This is a genomic window from Clostridium porci (assembly GCF_009696375.1).
Taxonomy (GTDB): Bacteria; Bacillota; Clostridia; order Lachnospirales; family Lachnospiraceae; genus Enterocloster; species Enterocloster porci.
This window is the reverse complement of record NZ_VUMD01000015.1, coordinates 1-15,470: the sequence shown is the minus strand read 5'-3', so window position 1 is coordinate 15,470 and position 15,470 is coordinate 1. Positions and strand designations below refer to the sequence as shown.

12 protein-coding genes and 4 pseudogenes are annotated in these 15,470 nt (G+C 38.8%); 13 read left to right on the top strand and 3 right to left on the bottom strand.

Annotated features, from left to right (window positions below):
* Together FYJ39_RS15095 and FYJ39_RS15090 are read left to right on the top strand one after the other, a co-directional pair.
* Positions 1–1,035 carry a hypothetical protein gene (locus FYJ39_RS15095; protein WP_154473287.1) on the top strand — a complete coding sequence of 345 codons (1,035 nt, stop codon included), beginning with the start codon at positions 1–3 and terminating at the stop codon, positions 1,033–1,035.
* A 435-nt stretch (positions 1,036–1,470) separates the two neighbouring features.
* A pseudogene (locus tag FYJ39_RS15090) lies at positions 1,471–3,312 on the top strand (SrtB-anchored collagen-binding adhesin); the annotation flags it as partial.
* Between the two features lie 63 nt (positions 3,313–3,375).
* Here FYJ39_RS15090 and FYJ39_RS15085 read toward each other — a convergent pair.
* The gene (locus tag FYJ39_RS15085; protein WP_154473286.1) at positions 3,376–4,350 is read right to left on the bottom strand and encodes an ArsR/SmtB family transcription factor; all 975 of its coding nucleotides are present in this window, start codon (positions 4,348–4,350) and stop codon (positions 3,376–3,378) included.
* 221 nt (positions 4,351–4,571) lie between these two features.
* On the opposite strand from FYJ39_RS15085, the gene FYJ39_RS15080 reads away from it, so the two are divergent.
* The gene (locus tag FYJ39_RS15080) at positions 4,572–5,555 is read left to right on the top strand and encodes an ABC transporter substrate-binding protein (RefSeq protein WP_154473285.1); all 984 of its coding nucleotides are present in this window, start codon (positions 4,572–4,574) and stop codon (positions 5,553–5,555) included.
* Positions 5,556–5,710: 155 nt separating this feature from the next.
* Here FYJ39_RS15080 and FYJ39_RS15075 read toward each other — a convergent pair whose 3' ends face one another.
* Complete coding sequence (locus FYJ39_RS15075; protein ID WP_154473284.1) at positions 5,711–5,902, bottom strand: hypothetical protein; 192 nt, start codon at positions 5,900–5,902, stop codon at positions 5,711–5,713.
* 39 nt (positions 5,903–5,941) lie between these two features.
* Positions 5,942–6,643, bottom strand: a pseudogene (locus tag FYJ39_RS15070) (IS91 family transposase); the annotation flags it as partial.
* A gap of 133 nt (positions 6,644–6,776) precedes the next feature.
* On the opposite strand from FYJ39_RS15070, the gene FYJ39_RS15065 reads away from it, so the two are divergent.
* The 10 genes and pseudogenes from FYJ39_RS15065 to FYJ39_RS15020 form a co-directional block, all read left to right on the top strand.
* Entirely contained in the window at positions 6,777–8,300 is a 1,524-nt protein-coding gene (locus FYJ39_RS15065; RefSeq protein WP_154473282.1) for a sugar ABC transporter ATP-binding protein, read from the top strand.
* Positions 8,293–9,252: an ABC transporter permease gene (locus FYJ39_RS15060; protein WP_154473281.1), complete on the top strand. Its 960-nt coding sequence runs from the start codon at positions 8,293–8,295 to the stop codon at positions 9,250–9,252. Before FYJ39_RS15065 ends, FYJ39_RS15060 begins: the two co-directional genes overlap by 8 nt.
* 13 nt (positions 9,253–9,265) lie before the next feature.
* Entirely contained in the window at positions 9,266–10,255 is a 990-nt protein-coding gene (locus FYJ39_RS15055; RefSeq protein ID WP_154473280.1) for an ABC transporter permease, read from the top strand.
* 17 nt (positions 10,256–10,272) lie between these two features.
* Positions 10,273–12,042 (top strand): glycoside hydrolase family 2 protein, encoded by a 1,770-nt coding sequence (locus FYJ39_RS15050; RefSeq protein ID WP_154473279.1) that lies wholly within the window; start codon positions 10,273–10,275, stop codon positions 12,040–12,042.
* A gap of 68 nt (positions 12,043–12,110) precedes the next feature.
* Positions 12,111–12,275: pseudogene (locus FYJ39_RS15045) on the top strand (galactokinase family protein); the annotation flags it as partial.
* A gap of 168 nt (positions 12,276–12,443) precedes the next feature.
* On the top strand, positions 12,444–12,656 hold the full coding sequence (locus FYJ39_RS15040; protein WP_154473277.1) for a hypothetical protein: 213 nt from the start codon (positions 12,444–12,446) through the stop codon (positions 12,654–12,656).
* A gap of 295 nt (positions 12,657–12,951) precedes the next feature.
* Complete coding sequence (locus FYJ39_RS15035) at positions 12,952–13,629, top strand: PD-(D/E)XK nuclease family transposase (protein WP_407923856.1); 678 nt, start codon at positions 12,952–12,954, stop codon at positions 13,627–13,629.
* A 256-nt stretch (positions 13,630–13,885) separates the two neighbouring features.
* Entirely contained in the window at positions 13,886–14,122 is a 237-nt protein-coding gene (locus FYJ39_RS15030) for a hypothetical protein (RefSeq protein WP_154473276.1), read from the top strand.
* A 159-nt stretch (positions 14,123–14,281) separates the two neighbouring features.
* On the top strand, positions 14,282–14,920 hold the full coding sequence (locus FYJ39_RS15025) for a CatA-like O-acetyltransferase (protein WP_154473275.1): 639 nt from the start codon (positions 14,282–14,284) through the stop codon (positions 14,918–14,920).
* A 351-nt stretch (positions 14,921–15,271) separates the two neighbouring features.
* Positions 15,272–15,470: pseudogene (locus tag FYJ39_RS15020) on the top strand (tyrosine-type recombinase/integrase); the annotation flags it as partial.

Below are 15,470 nucleotides of genomic sequence, written 5' to 3'. Positions count from 1 at the left end.
ATGAAATTTACGTATGATGAAGTAAGTAAAATTCTAGAATCCTTAAAAGACGAAACTGAGAACAATCGAAATTATCAATTCCTTTATAAGGGAATTATGCAAAAAATGTGGGATGATAGAGTGAATAAGAAGTCATATTTTTGTATTTATTTAAATACATCTTTGATTGACAATATAAAATTTGACAAGGTGCAAAGCAAATTTGAAGAAATATCTAAAAAGATCAATACATCTAATTTTATTGAAATTGATGCTGAAGATAATATAATTAATAACTGCTATAAAGATTATACCACAGAAAAAATGAAACAAGAGTTAATGTCTCTATCCTCAAAAAATTTTGTATTCTTTTTTGGTGAAGGCGGGATTACGCGCTATATTAGTGGATGTGCTATGGAGGATTCTAATATATTTTATTCCAGTGAAGATAGGAAGCGATTCCTTGAGAAGAAAGATATATCGCAATTGGATCAGGTTATTAGGGAATATTCGATGGAAAATGTTAGTCAACAAGTCAATTATATGTGTTTTTTTGCGGATAATCCAACATTAAAACAAATAGATGCATCATATGTGAAGCGAAATATTTTGAAAAATAAGCCTGAGCAATATATGAGAGATCACCTGAAAAACTATTTAAACGAGCATATGCGATACACTTTTACAATAGAGCCTGAATTAGGACAATCTAAAAGGGAGCTAGATATATATTTTGATGTCAAAGGTGAAATGTATTTTATAGAAATCAAGTGGCTTGGAGTGGCTATAAATGATACAGGCACTGGATTGACACAACCATATACTGATTATAGGGCAAGGGAAGGAGTAACTCAATCGCTAGAATACATACAAGAATTGATGAACACTTCTGAAGCAAGCTTAAGGTGTGGGTGCTTGGCGATTTTTGATGCAAGAGATAAAAAGACGGAGATTGATTTTCAGGACTTCAGATTCATTAGAGATGAATTACAACCGTATAGGCAGTGTTTTAAGTTATTAGAGATAATTCCTTTGAATAAAAGGCATTCGGCATAACACATTAATATTAGTATTATTTACTTAATATTTAGTCTACAAATATGAAAGCCTACGAACATATATTATTTGGCAATCATTTTAAGTGGATTTAAACATTCCGCCAAGGGGAGAAAATACCCTCTTGGCATTCTTTTTACCACCTCTACCCATGTGGAGACTATTGTGTTGCTACAAAGGAAAAACTCGTAGAAATCCTTAATTTTAGGTACTTTTTTAAGCATATCGTCTTTACAAGTGAGGGCGATAAAATCAGAAATAAAGAGATAAAAAACTATATCAATGTTTCAGTAGTTGTTGATATAGAGTGTGGGAACACAACAAATTAAATATTGAATTTGAGGGGTACTTGTAAAAAGAGTATCCCTTTTCAATGCAGACGTTCAGAAATGAGCGTCTATTTTTTTACCCAAAATGAAAGGAGTTTTTAGAATTATGAAAAAGATATTGAAACGATTGTGTACGGGCGTACTTGCCCTTGCGACTGTCGTTACTGCCTTACCGAGTACAGCCGTCCATGCAGAAAGCAAGCAATATTGGACGGAATCAGAGGAACGTGTTGGTATCGTTGAAAAAGTAATGAATGACGGTTCGATTGGTTCTACCTTTAACGAGGGACATTTGACCGTTGAGGGCGAGGACGCTTACTGTATTGACATTAACACAGACTTTAAAAACGGCTATAAGACCAGAACTGACGCAAGTTCCCGTATGAGTGCCGAGCAGATAAGCGACGTTGCCTTATCTATTGAATATGTGAAGCAATACACGGATAGTCATAGTGAAATCAGTAAAAATCACGCTTACCTTTTAAGACAGCTTGTTGTCTGGCAAAGATTAAGTGTTCATTTAGGCTGGCAATGTGATAATGTGCGAGCTTCTTATGATGAAATACCAAAGGCAATACAAGATGAAGTTTTTGCTGGTGCAAAAGCGTTTGTGAAAGAAAATAAAGGACGCTATGAATGTGGCGGTTATATCTACTCTGGCGAGGGGCAGGAATTAGGACAATTCTGGGCGAAGTTAGCTGTCGGAAATGCCAAACTTCAAAAGACTTCCACCAACGCCAATATTACAGACGGCAACGGGATTTACTCTATCGCTGGTGCAACGTATGGTGTGTATTCTGATAAAGACTGCACGAAACAGCTTGCCACTCTTACGACAGATACCAGCGGAAATACAGAAGCCGTTGAAGTAAGAGCCAGTACAGTATATATCAAGGAACTTTCTGCACCAGCAGGATTTAAAATTGATGAAACTATTTACAGTTTGAGTGTGGAGGCTGGAAAGACGGCAACCTTGAAAGTATCTGATACTCCAAAGGTAACAGATACCTTGATTGAGCTTTTCAAGATTGACATGGAAACACAGAAATCCAATCCACAAGGAAACGCTTCTTTAGAGGGAGCAGAGTTTACATGGAACTTCTACGCTGGCTACTACAACAAGGATAATCTTCCTGCCGAAGCAACTCGTACATGGATAACAAAGACTATCGCTGAAAAAGACAGCGACGGTGCTATCCATTACATTACTCGTTTAGCTGACAAATATAAAGTATCTGGGGACAGCTTCTATACGCAGGACGGTAAAAACGTACTTCCATTAGGAACACTAACTGTTGAGGAAACAAAAAGTCCGTCGGGTTACTTGTTAGAGGGTGCGTATATGCAGGCTGACGGTAGCGAAGAACAGATAAAAGGAATGTATCTGACACAGATTACAGAGGACGGCGACCTTGCCGTATTGTCTGGAAGCAATCAATACCATGTTTCTGATAAAGTCATTCGTGGCGGTGTGAAAATCCAGAAACGAGATTTAGAAACCAAAGACACGAAAGCTCAAGGCGGTGCGACTTTGAAAGATACCGCCTTTGAAATCATTTCCTTAAATGAGAATGCCGTCTTAGTTGGGGGCAAGTTATACAAGAAAAATGAAGTGTTAAAGACAATCCATACCGACATTGAGGGTATCGCTTCTACTTCTGCTGACCTATTACCTTACGGAAAATACAGATTGTCTGAACAAAAACCGCCAGAGGGATATTTGACTGACGGTGCAAAGCCGATTGATTTTGAAATCACAGAGAATGGAAAAATCGTTGATTTGACTGACGAAGCCCACTCTATCTATAACCAGATTAAACGTGGCGATATTGAGGGCGTAAAAATTGGTGCAGGTTCGCACAAGCGTCTTGCAGATGTTCCGTTTAGGATCACAAGCAAGACGACGGGCGAAAGTCATGTTGTTGTAACTGATGATAACGGACAATTTAAAAGAAAACGATGTAAAAGCAGAGGCCGGGAAAATTTATTTTGAATTTTCCCTCCTACTCGATTATTCATAAATAATATTCATAATAATATCCTGCGGATAATCACCAAATGTTTTGCCGAAAAGGTTAATTCCGCCAATGTGCTTTGCATCGTCTTTGATAGCAATCTTCAAAGAGATGTAAGGGTAATCTTTCAGATTTAGATCATTAAGGGTTGTCTTCATGTTCTGAAGATGTCCGTCGATATAGCAGCCATCTTTTCGCGCGAAGAATGTTTTTAAAAGACCGTACTGTGTCTGCCCGTTTGCCCATGTCTTTGGTGTGATTTTACCTCTGCGGGCGCCAAAATCACCGGGACTTGTATAAGTGGCAATCTCGATGTCATTAATCAGAATAGTGATGTCAGAAGGATAATGCTCTGAAAATCCGGCGGCTTCGGAACAAAGCTCCATACTAAAGGAGATGGCACTGAGCCTGAGCAGAGGATTAATGATGTTTGGGAAACGGTATTCCAGGTATCCTTTCGTAAACCACACAAGCTGTGCTCTGGTTCTTTGTGGTGAATAAAAACTGTATATAGAGTCGTAGGAGCCGATGGCACCATTTTCGTCAGCCATACCACAGAATGGAGTGATATTGAAAGCAAAATAATTGCCGATAGGCATCTCTACAGATACCGTTTTCTCGACTGAATCTAAAGTGTTATTAAGACTTGCTAATGTGAAACTGTTAAATGCAGAGACACAGACTCTCATAGTGCCGCGGATGCCGGGCTGCTTCTCTGTCACGACTAATTTGGCGTCCTCTAACTTATGCACATGAAGTACAGTAGAAGAGAGAGGAATGTGTAGAGTGTCTGCAATTTCCTGCAGTGATAGGGGGGAACTCTTGATTAAGTCGAGGATCTGAAGGCGGATCGGAGAAGAAATTGCTTTGCCGATTTTGGTTATTCTGTCTGTATGGTCTTCATTTCCGATGTATAAAACTGTGTCGCGCGGTTTACTTATGGTGATGTTATGTTTTCTCCTTTTTATCATAATATGGTATCTCCTATCTTATTTTGTGCAACAAAAATATTTCAAATGGAAAATAGATACAGTATTTATATAATGAATATAAGATAAAAACAAAACAAATGCAAGTATTTTAGTGAAAAAGTAGAAAAAAATGAAAAAGAAAGATTTATTATTGTCAAGATTTGAGGAGTTATGTATCATAAAATATGAAATAAACAATTGTGTCTAAGGAGGACAAAATTATGAAACTCAAAAAACTCGTAGCATTTTTACTTGCTGCTGTTATGGTATTTTCTTTAGCAGCATGTGGCGGAGGCGCAGGCAACGATGCGGCTGACGGCAACGAAGGCCCTCTTGCAGGAAAAACAGTTGGATTCTCTCAGACAGACAGCATGTCTTCCTGGAGAACAACGGAAACAGACAGTATCAAAGAATCTGTTGAAGCAGCAGGCGGAAAATTCATCGTTAAAGATGCAGGTGGCGACATCGCTACTCAGGAATCTGATATCCGTGACTTAGTAGCAGCAAACGTTGATTACTTAGTAGTTGCTCCATTAGAGGACAATGGTCTTCAGGGCGCACTTCAGGAAGCTATGGAAGCAGAAATCCCTGTAATCTTAGTTGACCGTGCAATCAAAGGTGATGTTGGTGTTCACTTCACAACATCTATCGCATCTGACTTCGTATGGGAAGGCGAACAGTGTGCAAAAGCGTTAATCGAAGCTCTTCCAGAAGGTGGAAACGTTGTAGTTATCAATGGTGGTTATGACTCTTCTACATCTACAGAAAGACAGGACGGTTTCGTTGATACATTAGAAGCATCCGGCATCGCTTTCAATATCGTAGCTGAACAGGACGGCGAATGGTTAATGGACAAAGCTCAGGCAGTTATGGAAAACATCATCCAGGCTCAGGGTGGAGAAAACATCGATGCAGTTTACGCTGTAACAGATGATATGGTTCAGGGTGCAATGAACGCTATCGCAGCAGCTGGTCTTAAACCAGGTGAAGACATCCTTACAATGGGTGTAGACGGAACTCGCGCTGCATTAGAAGCAGTACAGAGAGGAACACAGCTAGCTTCTTGTACATGTACACCATACTTCGGACCTATCGTAGTTGAAACAATCGGAAAAATTATCGCTGGTGAAACAGTAGACGCACATATTGTTAATCCTGATACACTTTATACAATTGATAATGTAGACGTATCTGTTGGATTCTAAGATTGTAACATAATCTATAAGGATTGCTGCAAAAGGAATACGTTCATTTTGCAGTGGTCCTTTTTTATTTTTAATAGGAAAGTTCTCCTGGCGGAGGACTAGGGATGAAAAAAAGCTTGCGTGGAAGTGGGCGCAGAAAATTAAGGTAATGTGAATTAGAAGATATAAAAGCCTTCTTCACATTCCCCACCGAAATCGATGTCTTCTTCATGTAAAAAGTAATCCATATCAAGAAGTTCATTATCGCTCATTTCTTTAATCATTGATGAGGTCATGCCTTCTGGCGGATTTTTGATGTATTTAGTTCTGAGTTCCTTTGCAAGTTGTTCTTCCGTAATGATTTCCATAGTCATTGTCTCCATTCAAAATATGATATTCAAATTTTATCATAGGTGTTTGGCTTTTGACCTTTCATATAATTCTTGCAAAGAAATAGGTTTATGGTTGTAGTAGAGTTCAAAGAGAAGCATGGCCTTTCCGCAGTGAGGACACTTTAGTGGATCGTAACCAAACACAGAAAGAATTGCAGTTCTCCAACGATTAAAATCTAAAAAGATTTTATGTGCTTCTTTTGAAACGGCCTGGTACAGTTTATTGTCTTCATGACGATTGTAATGGTAAGTAACATATTCACCATCATAAGCATCAATGCGCGAGGTGGCGGTAACAAGACGTCCTAAATATCGGCCAATATATTTAGTAATTGTTTTAGGGTCACAAAGATTAGGTTTACCCCAAATATAGAAGCCATTTTTACAATGCTTATAAATATATCCTTTCATTGCTTTGAAGGAAGGACCAAGCTTTGTTTCCATCATATTTAATAAAGCAGTACAGAAAGCATTGCGAAGATAAGTGTAGCTGAAGAAATCGGTTTTGCGCCAGAACCCATCATCGCTAACACCACCTTCAGAAACAAGACAGTGGATGTGGGGATTCCATTGTAAGAAACGCCCGAAAGTATGTAAGACACAAATGATACCGGGTGTGAACTTTTTAGATTTATTGATTTTGTGGAACATACGCAAAATGACACTACGGACGGCAGAGAAAAGACAATTCAAAAGAGAGAGGTCTTTGAGAAAAAAGGAAAAATGATATAAAAGGAACTCCCTAATTCCCTCAAAATTGAGGGTTAGGGAGTTGAAGTGTCGCAGACACATTTTTAACGATGTAAATTATGTTATGAAAAAGGTAACAGGCAGAGAAAGGAGCAAAGACATGTCAGAAGCTTTACTGGAGATCAGAGGATTGGAAAAGACTTTCCCTGGTGTACGTGCCTTAAAAGGCGTTAATCTTACAGTAAACAAGGGAGAAGTTCATTCTCTTATGGGAGAAAACGGTGCTGGTAAATCTACACTTATTAAGGTTTTAACAGGTATTTACCAGAAAAATGGCGGTACAATCGTATTTGATGGAAAAGAAATCGATTGCAAAACACCGATTGAAGCAAACGAGGAAGGTATCTCTACAGTATACCAGGAATTAAACTTAGTATTATTTCAGACTGTATATGAGAACTTATTCATCGGCCGTGAGCCAAGAACAAAATTCGGTTCTGTTGACCGTAAGAAAATGATTTCCGAAGCGGAAAGAATCTTAAAAGATTTAGGAATTGATGTAGACGTTACAAAACCTCTCAGCAATTATTCCACAGCGATCCAGCAGATGGTTGCTATTGCAAGAGCTGTAAGTATCAATGCAAAATTAATTATCCTTGACGAACCAACATCTTCCTTAGATAAACAGGAAGTTGCGGTATTATTCCGTATTATCAGGAAATTAAAAGAGGACGGAATCAGTGTTATCTTCATCAGCCATAAATTAGATGAAATCTTTGAAATCGTAGACAGACTTACTGTATTTAAAGACGGTGAGTATGTTGGCGATTATGACATTAAAGATTTGGATCAGTTCAGACTGATTTCTTTAATGGTTGGAAAAGACACTGTTAAATTAGAAAGAAAGAAAACAGGCTATGCTTTTGAAAACGCAGACAAGATTGTTGAGATGAAAAACATCGAACAGGGCATGAGACTGAATGGAATCGACCTTACAATCAAAAAAGGTGAAATCGTTGGTCTTTCCGGTCTTCTTGGTTCCGGACGAAGCGAGCTTGCTAATGTATTATTTGGTTCTACAAAACCGGATGCAGGTGAAGTATTCTGGTGGGGCGAACCTGCAAACATCAAAAAACCAATCGATGCTATTAACATAGGTATTGGTTTCTGTACAGAAGACCGTAAGACAGAAGGCATTATTCCAAACCTTTCCGTAAAGGAAAATATGACAATTGCCCTTCTTCCTAAATTACAGAAAAACGGTTTTGTTGATCAGAAAAAACAGGACGAAATTGCAAAAACATATATCGAAAGATTAAAAATCAAAACTCCAACTCCGGAACAGCTTATTAAAAACTTAAGTGGTGGTAACCAGCAGAAGGTTCTTCTTGCAAGATGGATGTGCATGAATCCAAAATTAATGATTCTTGACGAACCTACACGTGGTATCGACGTTGGTGCGAAGGCTGAGATTGAAATCCTGATTCAGGAACTTTCCGATCAGGGGATCTCTGTACTTATGATTTCTTCCGAAATCGCAGAATTAGAACGTAACTGTGACAGAGTTGTAGTTATGAGAGATGGTAAAGCGGTTGGTGAAGTAATTGATACTGCTATCGATCAGACAAAGATTATGGAACTGATTGCAAAAGGCAGCGAAAGTGAGGGAACGATCAATGGCTAAGACAAAAGAAGATAAAATGGCTTTGATTAAGCAGTACAGCGCGATAGCGATGCTTTTATGCTTCGTTCTTTTCAACTCTTTATTTACAAAGAATTTTTTCGCTATCAGTAACTTAAATAACATTATCACACAGATCTGCCCTGCTATCCTTTGCGGTATGGGTATGACTCTTGTTATTTCCACTGGCGGTATCGATATTTCCGTAGGATCTATCATGGCTGTTTCCGGTGTATTAACAGCAAAATTTATGACTGAATTCGGTCTGGTTCCTGCCCTTATTATGGCGCTGGTTGTATGTACTGCAATTGGATGCATCAACGGTTTCTTCGTAGGTAAATTAAAATTACAGGCCATGGTAATCACACTTGGTATGCAGCTTACAATGCGTGGTGCTGCACAGGTTCTCTGCGGCGGACGTGATATTTACTTCAATAAACTTGGTGCAGTTGGCGATCAGCTTGCACTTTGGGGCTCTTACAAAATCGGCGGTGTAATCCCTGTTCAGATCGTTCCTATCGTTCTAGCGGTTGCTATCGTATGGGTTATGGCAGAAAAGACTGTACTAGGAAGACAGATTCAGGCTGTTGGTGACAGTATCAAATCCAGTTCTCTTGCAGGTATCAATGCAGCAAAAACATTAATGATCGTATATGGTCTTTCCGGTCTTCTTGCAGCATTTGCAGGTGTATTCCAGGCAGCGAAAGTAACAGTAGCCGCAGGTAGCTCCTTAGGTCAGTTAGCAGAACTTGATGCAATCGCAGCAGTAGTTATCGGTGGAACACCGATGAGTGGCGGTAAAGCTCATGTTATGGGAACAGTAATTGGTGCTCTTATTATGCAGATGATCACACTTACTTGTGTAATGAATAACATTCCGGATGAATATGCACAGATCTTCAAAGCGATTATTATCGTATTCGCAGTATTTATCCAGCGAGAACAGGCGAAGTAGGAGGTTAGGTAGTATGAACAAGATAAAAAAATTCTATAATTCCTTTTATTCCAAAAGTACTATTTTAGCATTTTTACTTTTGGTTATTGCAGCAAGTATTCTTTTTGCGGATCAGAACTTTCTTTCCGTACCAAACGTTTTAAATATTTTATTAAAAGCAGCGAAAAACGGTGGTTTTCTTGCTTTTGGTATGACTTTTGTTATCCTTTGTGGTGAAATCGACCTTTCTGTAGGTGCTATATTTGCCTTAAGTGGTGTTGTTATGGGTACAACCGGCCAGATTAATCCTGTACTTGGTATTGTTGCAGGTCTTATGGTTGGTGTAGTATCCGGTGCGCTTATTGGTTATATGAATACAAAGATGAGAATTTCTTCCTGGATTGCATCTCTTGCTATGATGTTTGCGGTTCGTGGTATGATTACACTCGTTGCGAAAGCATCTGTTGAAATTCCGGAAGGCATTATGTCTTTTGCAAGCGCAAAGTTCTTAAAAGGATTCCTTGGTGTAAAAGCAGGTGTGTCCATCTTAATTCCAATCTTCTTTATCCTCGTATTTACATGCATGTTTATCAGCAGACATACAAAGTTCGGTATGGGAATGTATGCAGTAGGCGGCAATACAGAAGCAGCACGCATGATGGGTATTGATGTAGACAGAATTAAGATTAAAGCATTTATCTGCGCTGGTCTCATTGCTGCATTTTCCGGTGTACTTCTTGCATCAAGCAGTGGTAGTGCAACACTTAGTGCAGGTAATGTTTATGAGACATATGCAATTGCTATGTGTGCGATTGGCGGTGTTAAATTATCCGGTGGAGAGGGCAAATTCTCCGGAACATTCTTTGGTATTATGATTTACTTCGTAATTAATACAATCTTCACATATCTTCCAGAGGTATCCGTACACTGGCAGTCAGTAATCATGGGCTTACTTGTATTAATCTCTGTAGGTGTACAGTCCGAAGTATTCCAGAATTTAAAGAAGACTAAGAAAAATGACTAAGGGAGAGAGGACAGCGTATGATTCAATTGATGAGTAAATGGGGCAAAACGGTAACTGCCGCCAATGTACTGCCGGAATATCCAAGACCAAATCTTGTGAGAGACAGTTTTATTAACCTGAATGGCGAATGGGAATATTGCATTAACCAGGAAAAGACAACAAATCGATATGACGGGAAGATTTTAGTGCCATTTTCACCAGAGACAGAATTGTCTGGTGTTAAAAAGATTGTAATGCCTAAAGATTATTTACATTATCGAAAATCATTTACGATTCCAGAGGATTTTAATAAAGGACGTGTTCTTCTCCATTTTGGTGCGGTTGATCAGGAATGCACCGTTTTATTGAACGGAAATGTTTTAGGGGAGCATATTGGAGGATATACAGCGTTCCATTTTGACATCACAGATTATCTTGTGGATGGAGAAAATATACTGACTTTATGTGTAAAAGATATGACAGAGGAAGCTCCACATGCACGTGGAAAACAGAAATTAGTCAAAAAAGGTAAATATGGCTCTCTTTTCTATACTCCACAAAGTGGTATTTGGGAAACAGTATGGATGGAAAGTGTTTCAAAAGATTATATTGAAAAGATTAAAATCACTCCCTTACTGGATGATAAGGCAGTACGTCTTAATATCAAGACCAATGTTTCCGGTACAGCAAAAGTTCGTGTTCTGGAACAGGGAAATGTTGTGAAAGAAGAAATCGTAGAGACAAATAAAGATGTTATTATTAAATTAGATCAGGTGCATGTATGGACACCGGATGATCCGTATTTATATGATTTAAATGTTGTTTTTGGCGAAGATGAAGTACAGTCCTATTTTGGTATGAGAAAGTTCCATGTTGGGAAAGATTCCAAAGGAATCTTAAGATTTTTCATGAACAACAAACCATTTTTCTTCAACGGAATTCTCGACCAGGGATACTGGCCGGAAAGCCTTCTCACAAATCCAACGGATGAAGCTTTAAAATACGATATCATAAAGCTGAAAGAACTTGGTTTTAATACTATCCGTAAACATATTAAAGTGGAACCGGATCGTTTCTATTATCACTGCGATAAAATCGGTATGATTGTATGGCAGGATATGCCAAATGGCGGCGGAGACTACAATATGGTCTTTGTTACATATCTTACAAATGCTTTCGACTGGTTCGCAAGAGGAGTTCGTGACAACCTCTATGGCATGTTTAAGCGACAGGACAAAGAAGGCAGAGCACAGTATTACAGAGACCTGGAAGCGATGATTGAGCAGCTTTACAATCATCCATCTATCGCTGTATGGGTTCCTTTTAACGAAGGCTGGGGACAGTTTGATGCGAGACGTGCAACTGCACTTATTCGAAGTCTTGATAAGACAAGATTTGTTAATGAAGCCTGTGGATGGTTCGACCAGCAGGGCGGTGATATGTACAGTATCCACAATTACAAACCGGGTCTTACTGTAAAACCACAGGAAGACCGAGTTGTTGCCCTGACTGAATTTGGCGGTTATTCATATGCTATGCCAGGTCATCTGGCCTGTGAAAAAGAGTTCGGATATCAGTCTTATCATTCAAAAGAAGAACTGACTTCTAATTACAAGAGACTTTGGGAAAATGAGATTTATCCAAATCTTGTGAATGGTCTTTCCAGTACAATTTATACACAGACCAGCGATATCGAAGAAGAAATCAATGGTATTTTCACTTACGACAGAGATGAAGTGAAATTTGTCGAAGACGAAGTGAAAGAAATTAACAAAAAATTATATCGTATGTTTGAGGATGTAGTTTAAAAGTGTAAAGGGACTGCCCTATTTCCAAAGCGAGCTGGAGGTTGGGCAGTCCTAAAAGGAGTAAACATATGAGAACAAAATTAGTGAATGAATTTACGAAGATATACGGTGCAAGTGATGGAATCCGTACTTATTTTGCACCGGGTCAAGTGAATCTGATTGGAGAACATACGGACTATAATGGTGGTCATGTTTTTTCATGTGCATTGACATTGGGAACTTATGCAAGTGTTAATAGCGGCATTTGATGATAAGGATGAAACAACATTTGACGAGTTGCTTCTGTTTCTGAAATCAAAAAGGAAAGTGCCAAGGGAAACTGCAAAGAGGAAGCCTTTGACCGGGAATACCGAAGCGTTACGGAGAAACTGAAGGATCTGAGAAAGAAGAAAGAGCAGCTCATGGAGGAAAAACGTCTGGCGGAAGCGTATGACCAAAGAGTGGAAGAGATGGATGCTTATATGAAGAAAGCAGGGGTGCTGAGCAGAGAATTCGATAACGACTTGGTGTGGCGCCTGATCCAGACGGTCAAGGTTGTCAATCAGAATAAGATAGAGATCCAGTTCCGGTCGGGGATCGTAATGGTGCAGAGGCTGGATGTATGGGGAAATTAGAAAATGATATCAGAGAAGAAGTGTGGGGACCGCCTGATTAAAAAACATAAAACGAATTGGAATGAATCTTGCAACAAAAGTGTGCCTGTGATAAAATTTAGGTATGATAGGGGAAGTATACCCTTCTGATAAAAACAGGCAGAGAAAGGAAGAGCAGATATGAGTAAGTATTGGGAAGAAAAATTCAGGCCGGAAGATCTGCAGCGCCTTCGGGGATTGCGCCTGATGGATGATGACTTTATGTCAAATTGTTTTGAAGAAAAATATTGAGTGTACGGAGTTGGTATTGCAGATTGTGCTTGGCAGGGATGATCTGAAGGTGGAAAAGGTAGCGATTCAGCATCAGCTTAAAAACTTGCAGGGTAGATCGATTATTTTTTATATCTATGCCACGGATCACGCTGGGAAAAGGTACAATGTGGAAATCCAGAGAGCAGATCGTGGTGCGGGAGCAAAGAGAGCCAGGTATCACAGCAGTTTGATTGATGCCAATGTGACTGAGCCAGGAGAGAAGCTGGAGAACCTGGTAGAGACTTATGTGATCTTTATTGCAGAACGTGATGTGCTGGGAAAGGGACAGCCGATTTATCATATTCACCGGGTGATCAAAGAAACCGGCGAGAATTTTGGCGATGAGGCATATATTTTATATGTGAACGGTGCATACCGGGATGAGTCACCCATAGGGATTCTGATGCGTGATTTTTCGTGTACAGATGCGAAGGATATGAAGTATAGAACATTGGCAGAACGTGTAAGATATTTCAAGGAAGATGAGAAAGGAGTGGCTGCAATGTGTAAGGCAATGGAAGATATGCGGAATGAGGCTGCTTTGACAGCACGGTTGGAAGAGAGAAAACGGTTTGCAATAGATTTATTAGCGATGGGTGAATTATCATATGAGCAGATTGCTAAACTTTCAAAATTGACAGTGGAAGAAGTGCGTACTTTAGATGGGAAAAGAGGCGCATAATTTAAGATGAAATGCATGGGCGGGTTGCCAGAGAATGGTGACCCTTTTATGCAGTATGTTGATAAAATGGGAAGATAGAGTGAACTTAAAAGTTATAAAAAATTGTTGATAAAATCTATGTAGATTGGTATTGGGATTATCCCTAATATAGTTAGTGAAAATCTCATGAAATAATACGCATGCAAGTAACTTAGAGAAAGAATAAGCCTAAACTTGGTATATCCAGGATTTGAACTTATTAGGTGAGGGGATAGAAATGCAAATAAACTGGGAAAGTTTTAGTACATATAATCATGATGCCCGTGGGATTCGGTTTAAGTTTGAGGATTTATGTCGTCAGCTATTTGCCAATGAGAATCTCTCTGGAAATAAACAGTTTAGATATCTTCATGCGAATCCCAATAATCATGGATTGGAGACAGATCCTATCTATGATGAAGTGAATAAGCGCTGGATTGGTTTTCAGGCGAAGTTTTTTGAAGAGCAGGTATGAAAACAATAAACTAAGGTTTATTGGATAGGGAGGGATATTATGAAATTGGGTATTGTATTATCTCCATACAAGGCTTAATGGAATAGACTTGCATGGAGTGAAATGTTATCCAGAGAGCCTTGCATTTTACTAAATTTCAAAATGTAAAGGAGAATGGGCATGGAATATAAATATACAAAAATTGATTTGAATAAATGGAATAGAGGTAAATTGTTTCAAAGTTACATTGATGATATGCGTATCGTTATGAGCTTAACCGTAGATATTGATGTAACAAAGTTAATTGAATTTTCAAAGAGTCATGATTTGAAATTTTATCCAGCTATGATATGGGTTGTTTCAAAGGTTGTTAATGAACATGATGAGTTTAAATATAGTTGGGACAATAAAGGTAATTTAATTAAATGGGACTATATTTCCCCGTCCTATGCTGAATTTCATAAGGAAGATGAGAATTTCACAAAAATGGTTACAGATTTTTCTGATAGCATATTTGAATTCCATGAACGATTTATGTTAGATAGAGAGAAACATAAAATGGAACGTGCATTTGTGGAAAACCAACCCTTGAACTTTTTTGATGTATCTTGTTTGCCGTGGGTAAAATATAATCATTTTGATGTTCATGTTTTTGACGAAGGAAAATTTCTTGCACCAGTTATTACTTGGGGAAAATATGAATTAGAGCGAGAAAGATATATAATGCCTCTTACAATGAATATTCATCATGCCGTAGCAGATGGTTTCCATTTATCCAGATTTTTTAATGAAGTACAAGAATTGATAAACTCAATTTAACAACTATATACCAGATATATACAAAGCAGTTAGTCTTAGGATTGACTGCTTTTTTCTTACCTAAAAATCAGATTGGAGTGATGTAATGAACGATATTTACGACGGCCTCAATGTAAAGCTGGTGCGTCCTGCCAGGGAATCGCCAGAACTGGCGACTCTTGATTAGAGACTTATTCTACTGCCCCCATAAAAAAGATGTCATATACGCCCGCTGATTTCTTCTTGGCAGTTCGCGTCCCTGCGCAGCTCTGCAAACGCGCTGCTTCATCCTTTCGTTTTACCCCCGCAAAGAATACGGTATAAAAGATTCAGGAATACTACGTTTATATCATATTAAGAGAGGTGGAAGTTATGAAAAATAGTTACAATGAACTCCTGAGGAAGTACCGCTCCTATTTGGCCGAACATGAAAAATCTCACGCAACCATACAAAAGTATGTCCATGAGCTGGTTTGGTTCCTTCAATTCTTAAATGGAGAGGAAATTACAAAAGCAAAGATGCTGGAATACCGGGAACGGCTGCAAAATCAGAACCAGGCCCGTACAGTAA

Bases quoted from the DNA above. Each gene is read 5' to 3' on its own strand.
- FYJ39_RS15050 (WP_154473279.1), top strand. From the start codon at position 10,273: ATGATTCAATTGATGAGTAAATGGGGCAAAACGGTAACTGCCGCCAAT.
- FYJ39_RS15055 (WP_154473280.1), top strand. From the start codon at position 9,266: ATGAACAAGATAAAAAAATTCTATAATTCCTTTTATTCCAAAAGTACT.
- FYJ39_RS15095 (WP_154473287.1), top strand. From the start codon at position 1: ATGAAATTTACGTATGATGAAGTAAGTAAAATTCTAGAATCCTTAAAA.
- FYJ39_RS15075 (WP_154473284.1), bottom strand. From the start codon at position 5,902: ATGGAAATCATTACGGAAGAACAACTTGCAAAGGAACTCAGAACTAAA.
- FYJ39_RS15065 (WP_154473282.1), top strand. From the start codon at position 6,777: ATGTCAGAAGCTTTACTGGAGATCAGAGGATTGGAAAAGACTTTCCCT.
- FYJ39_RS15025 (WP_154473275.1), top strand. From the start codon at position 14,282: ATGGAATATAAATATACAAAAATTGATTTGAATAAATGGAATAGAGGT.
- FYJ39_RS15060 (WP_154473281.1), top strand. From the start codon at position 8,293: ATGGCTAAGACAAAAGAAGATAAAATGGCTTTGATTAAGCAGTACAGC.
- FYJ39_RS15030 (WP_154473276.1), top strand. From the start codon at position 13,886: ATGCAAATAAACTGGGAAAGTTTTAGTACATATAATCATGATGCCCGT.
- FYJ39_RS15080 (WP_154473285.1), top strand. From the start codon at position 4,572: ATGAAACTCAAAAAACTCGTAGCATTTTTACTTGCTGCTGTTATGGTA.
- FYJ39_RS15085 (WP_154473286.1), bottom strand. From the start codon at position 4,350: ATGATAAAAAGGAGAAAACATAACATCACCATAAGTAAACCGCGCGAC.
- FYJ39_RS15040 (WP_154473277.1), top strand. From the start codon at position 12,444: ATGGAGGAAAAACGTCTGGCGGAAGCGTATGACCAAAGAGTGGAAGAG.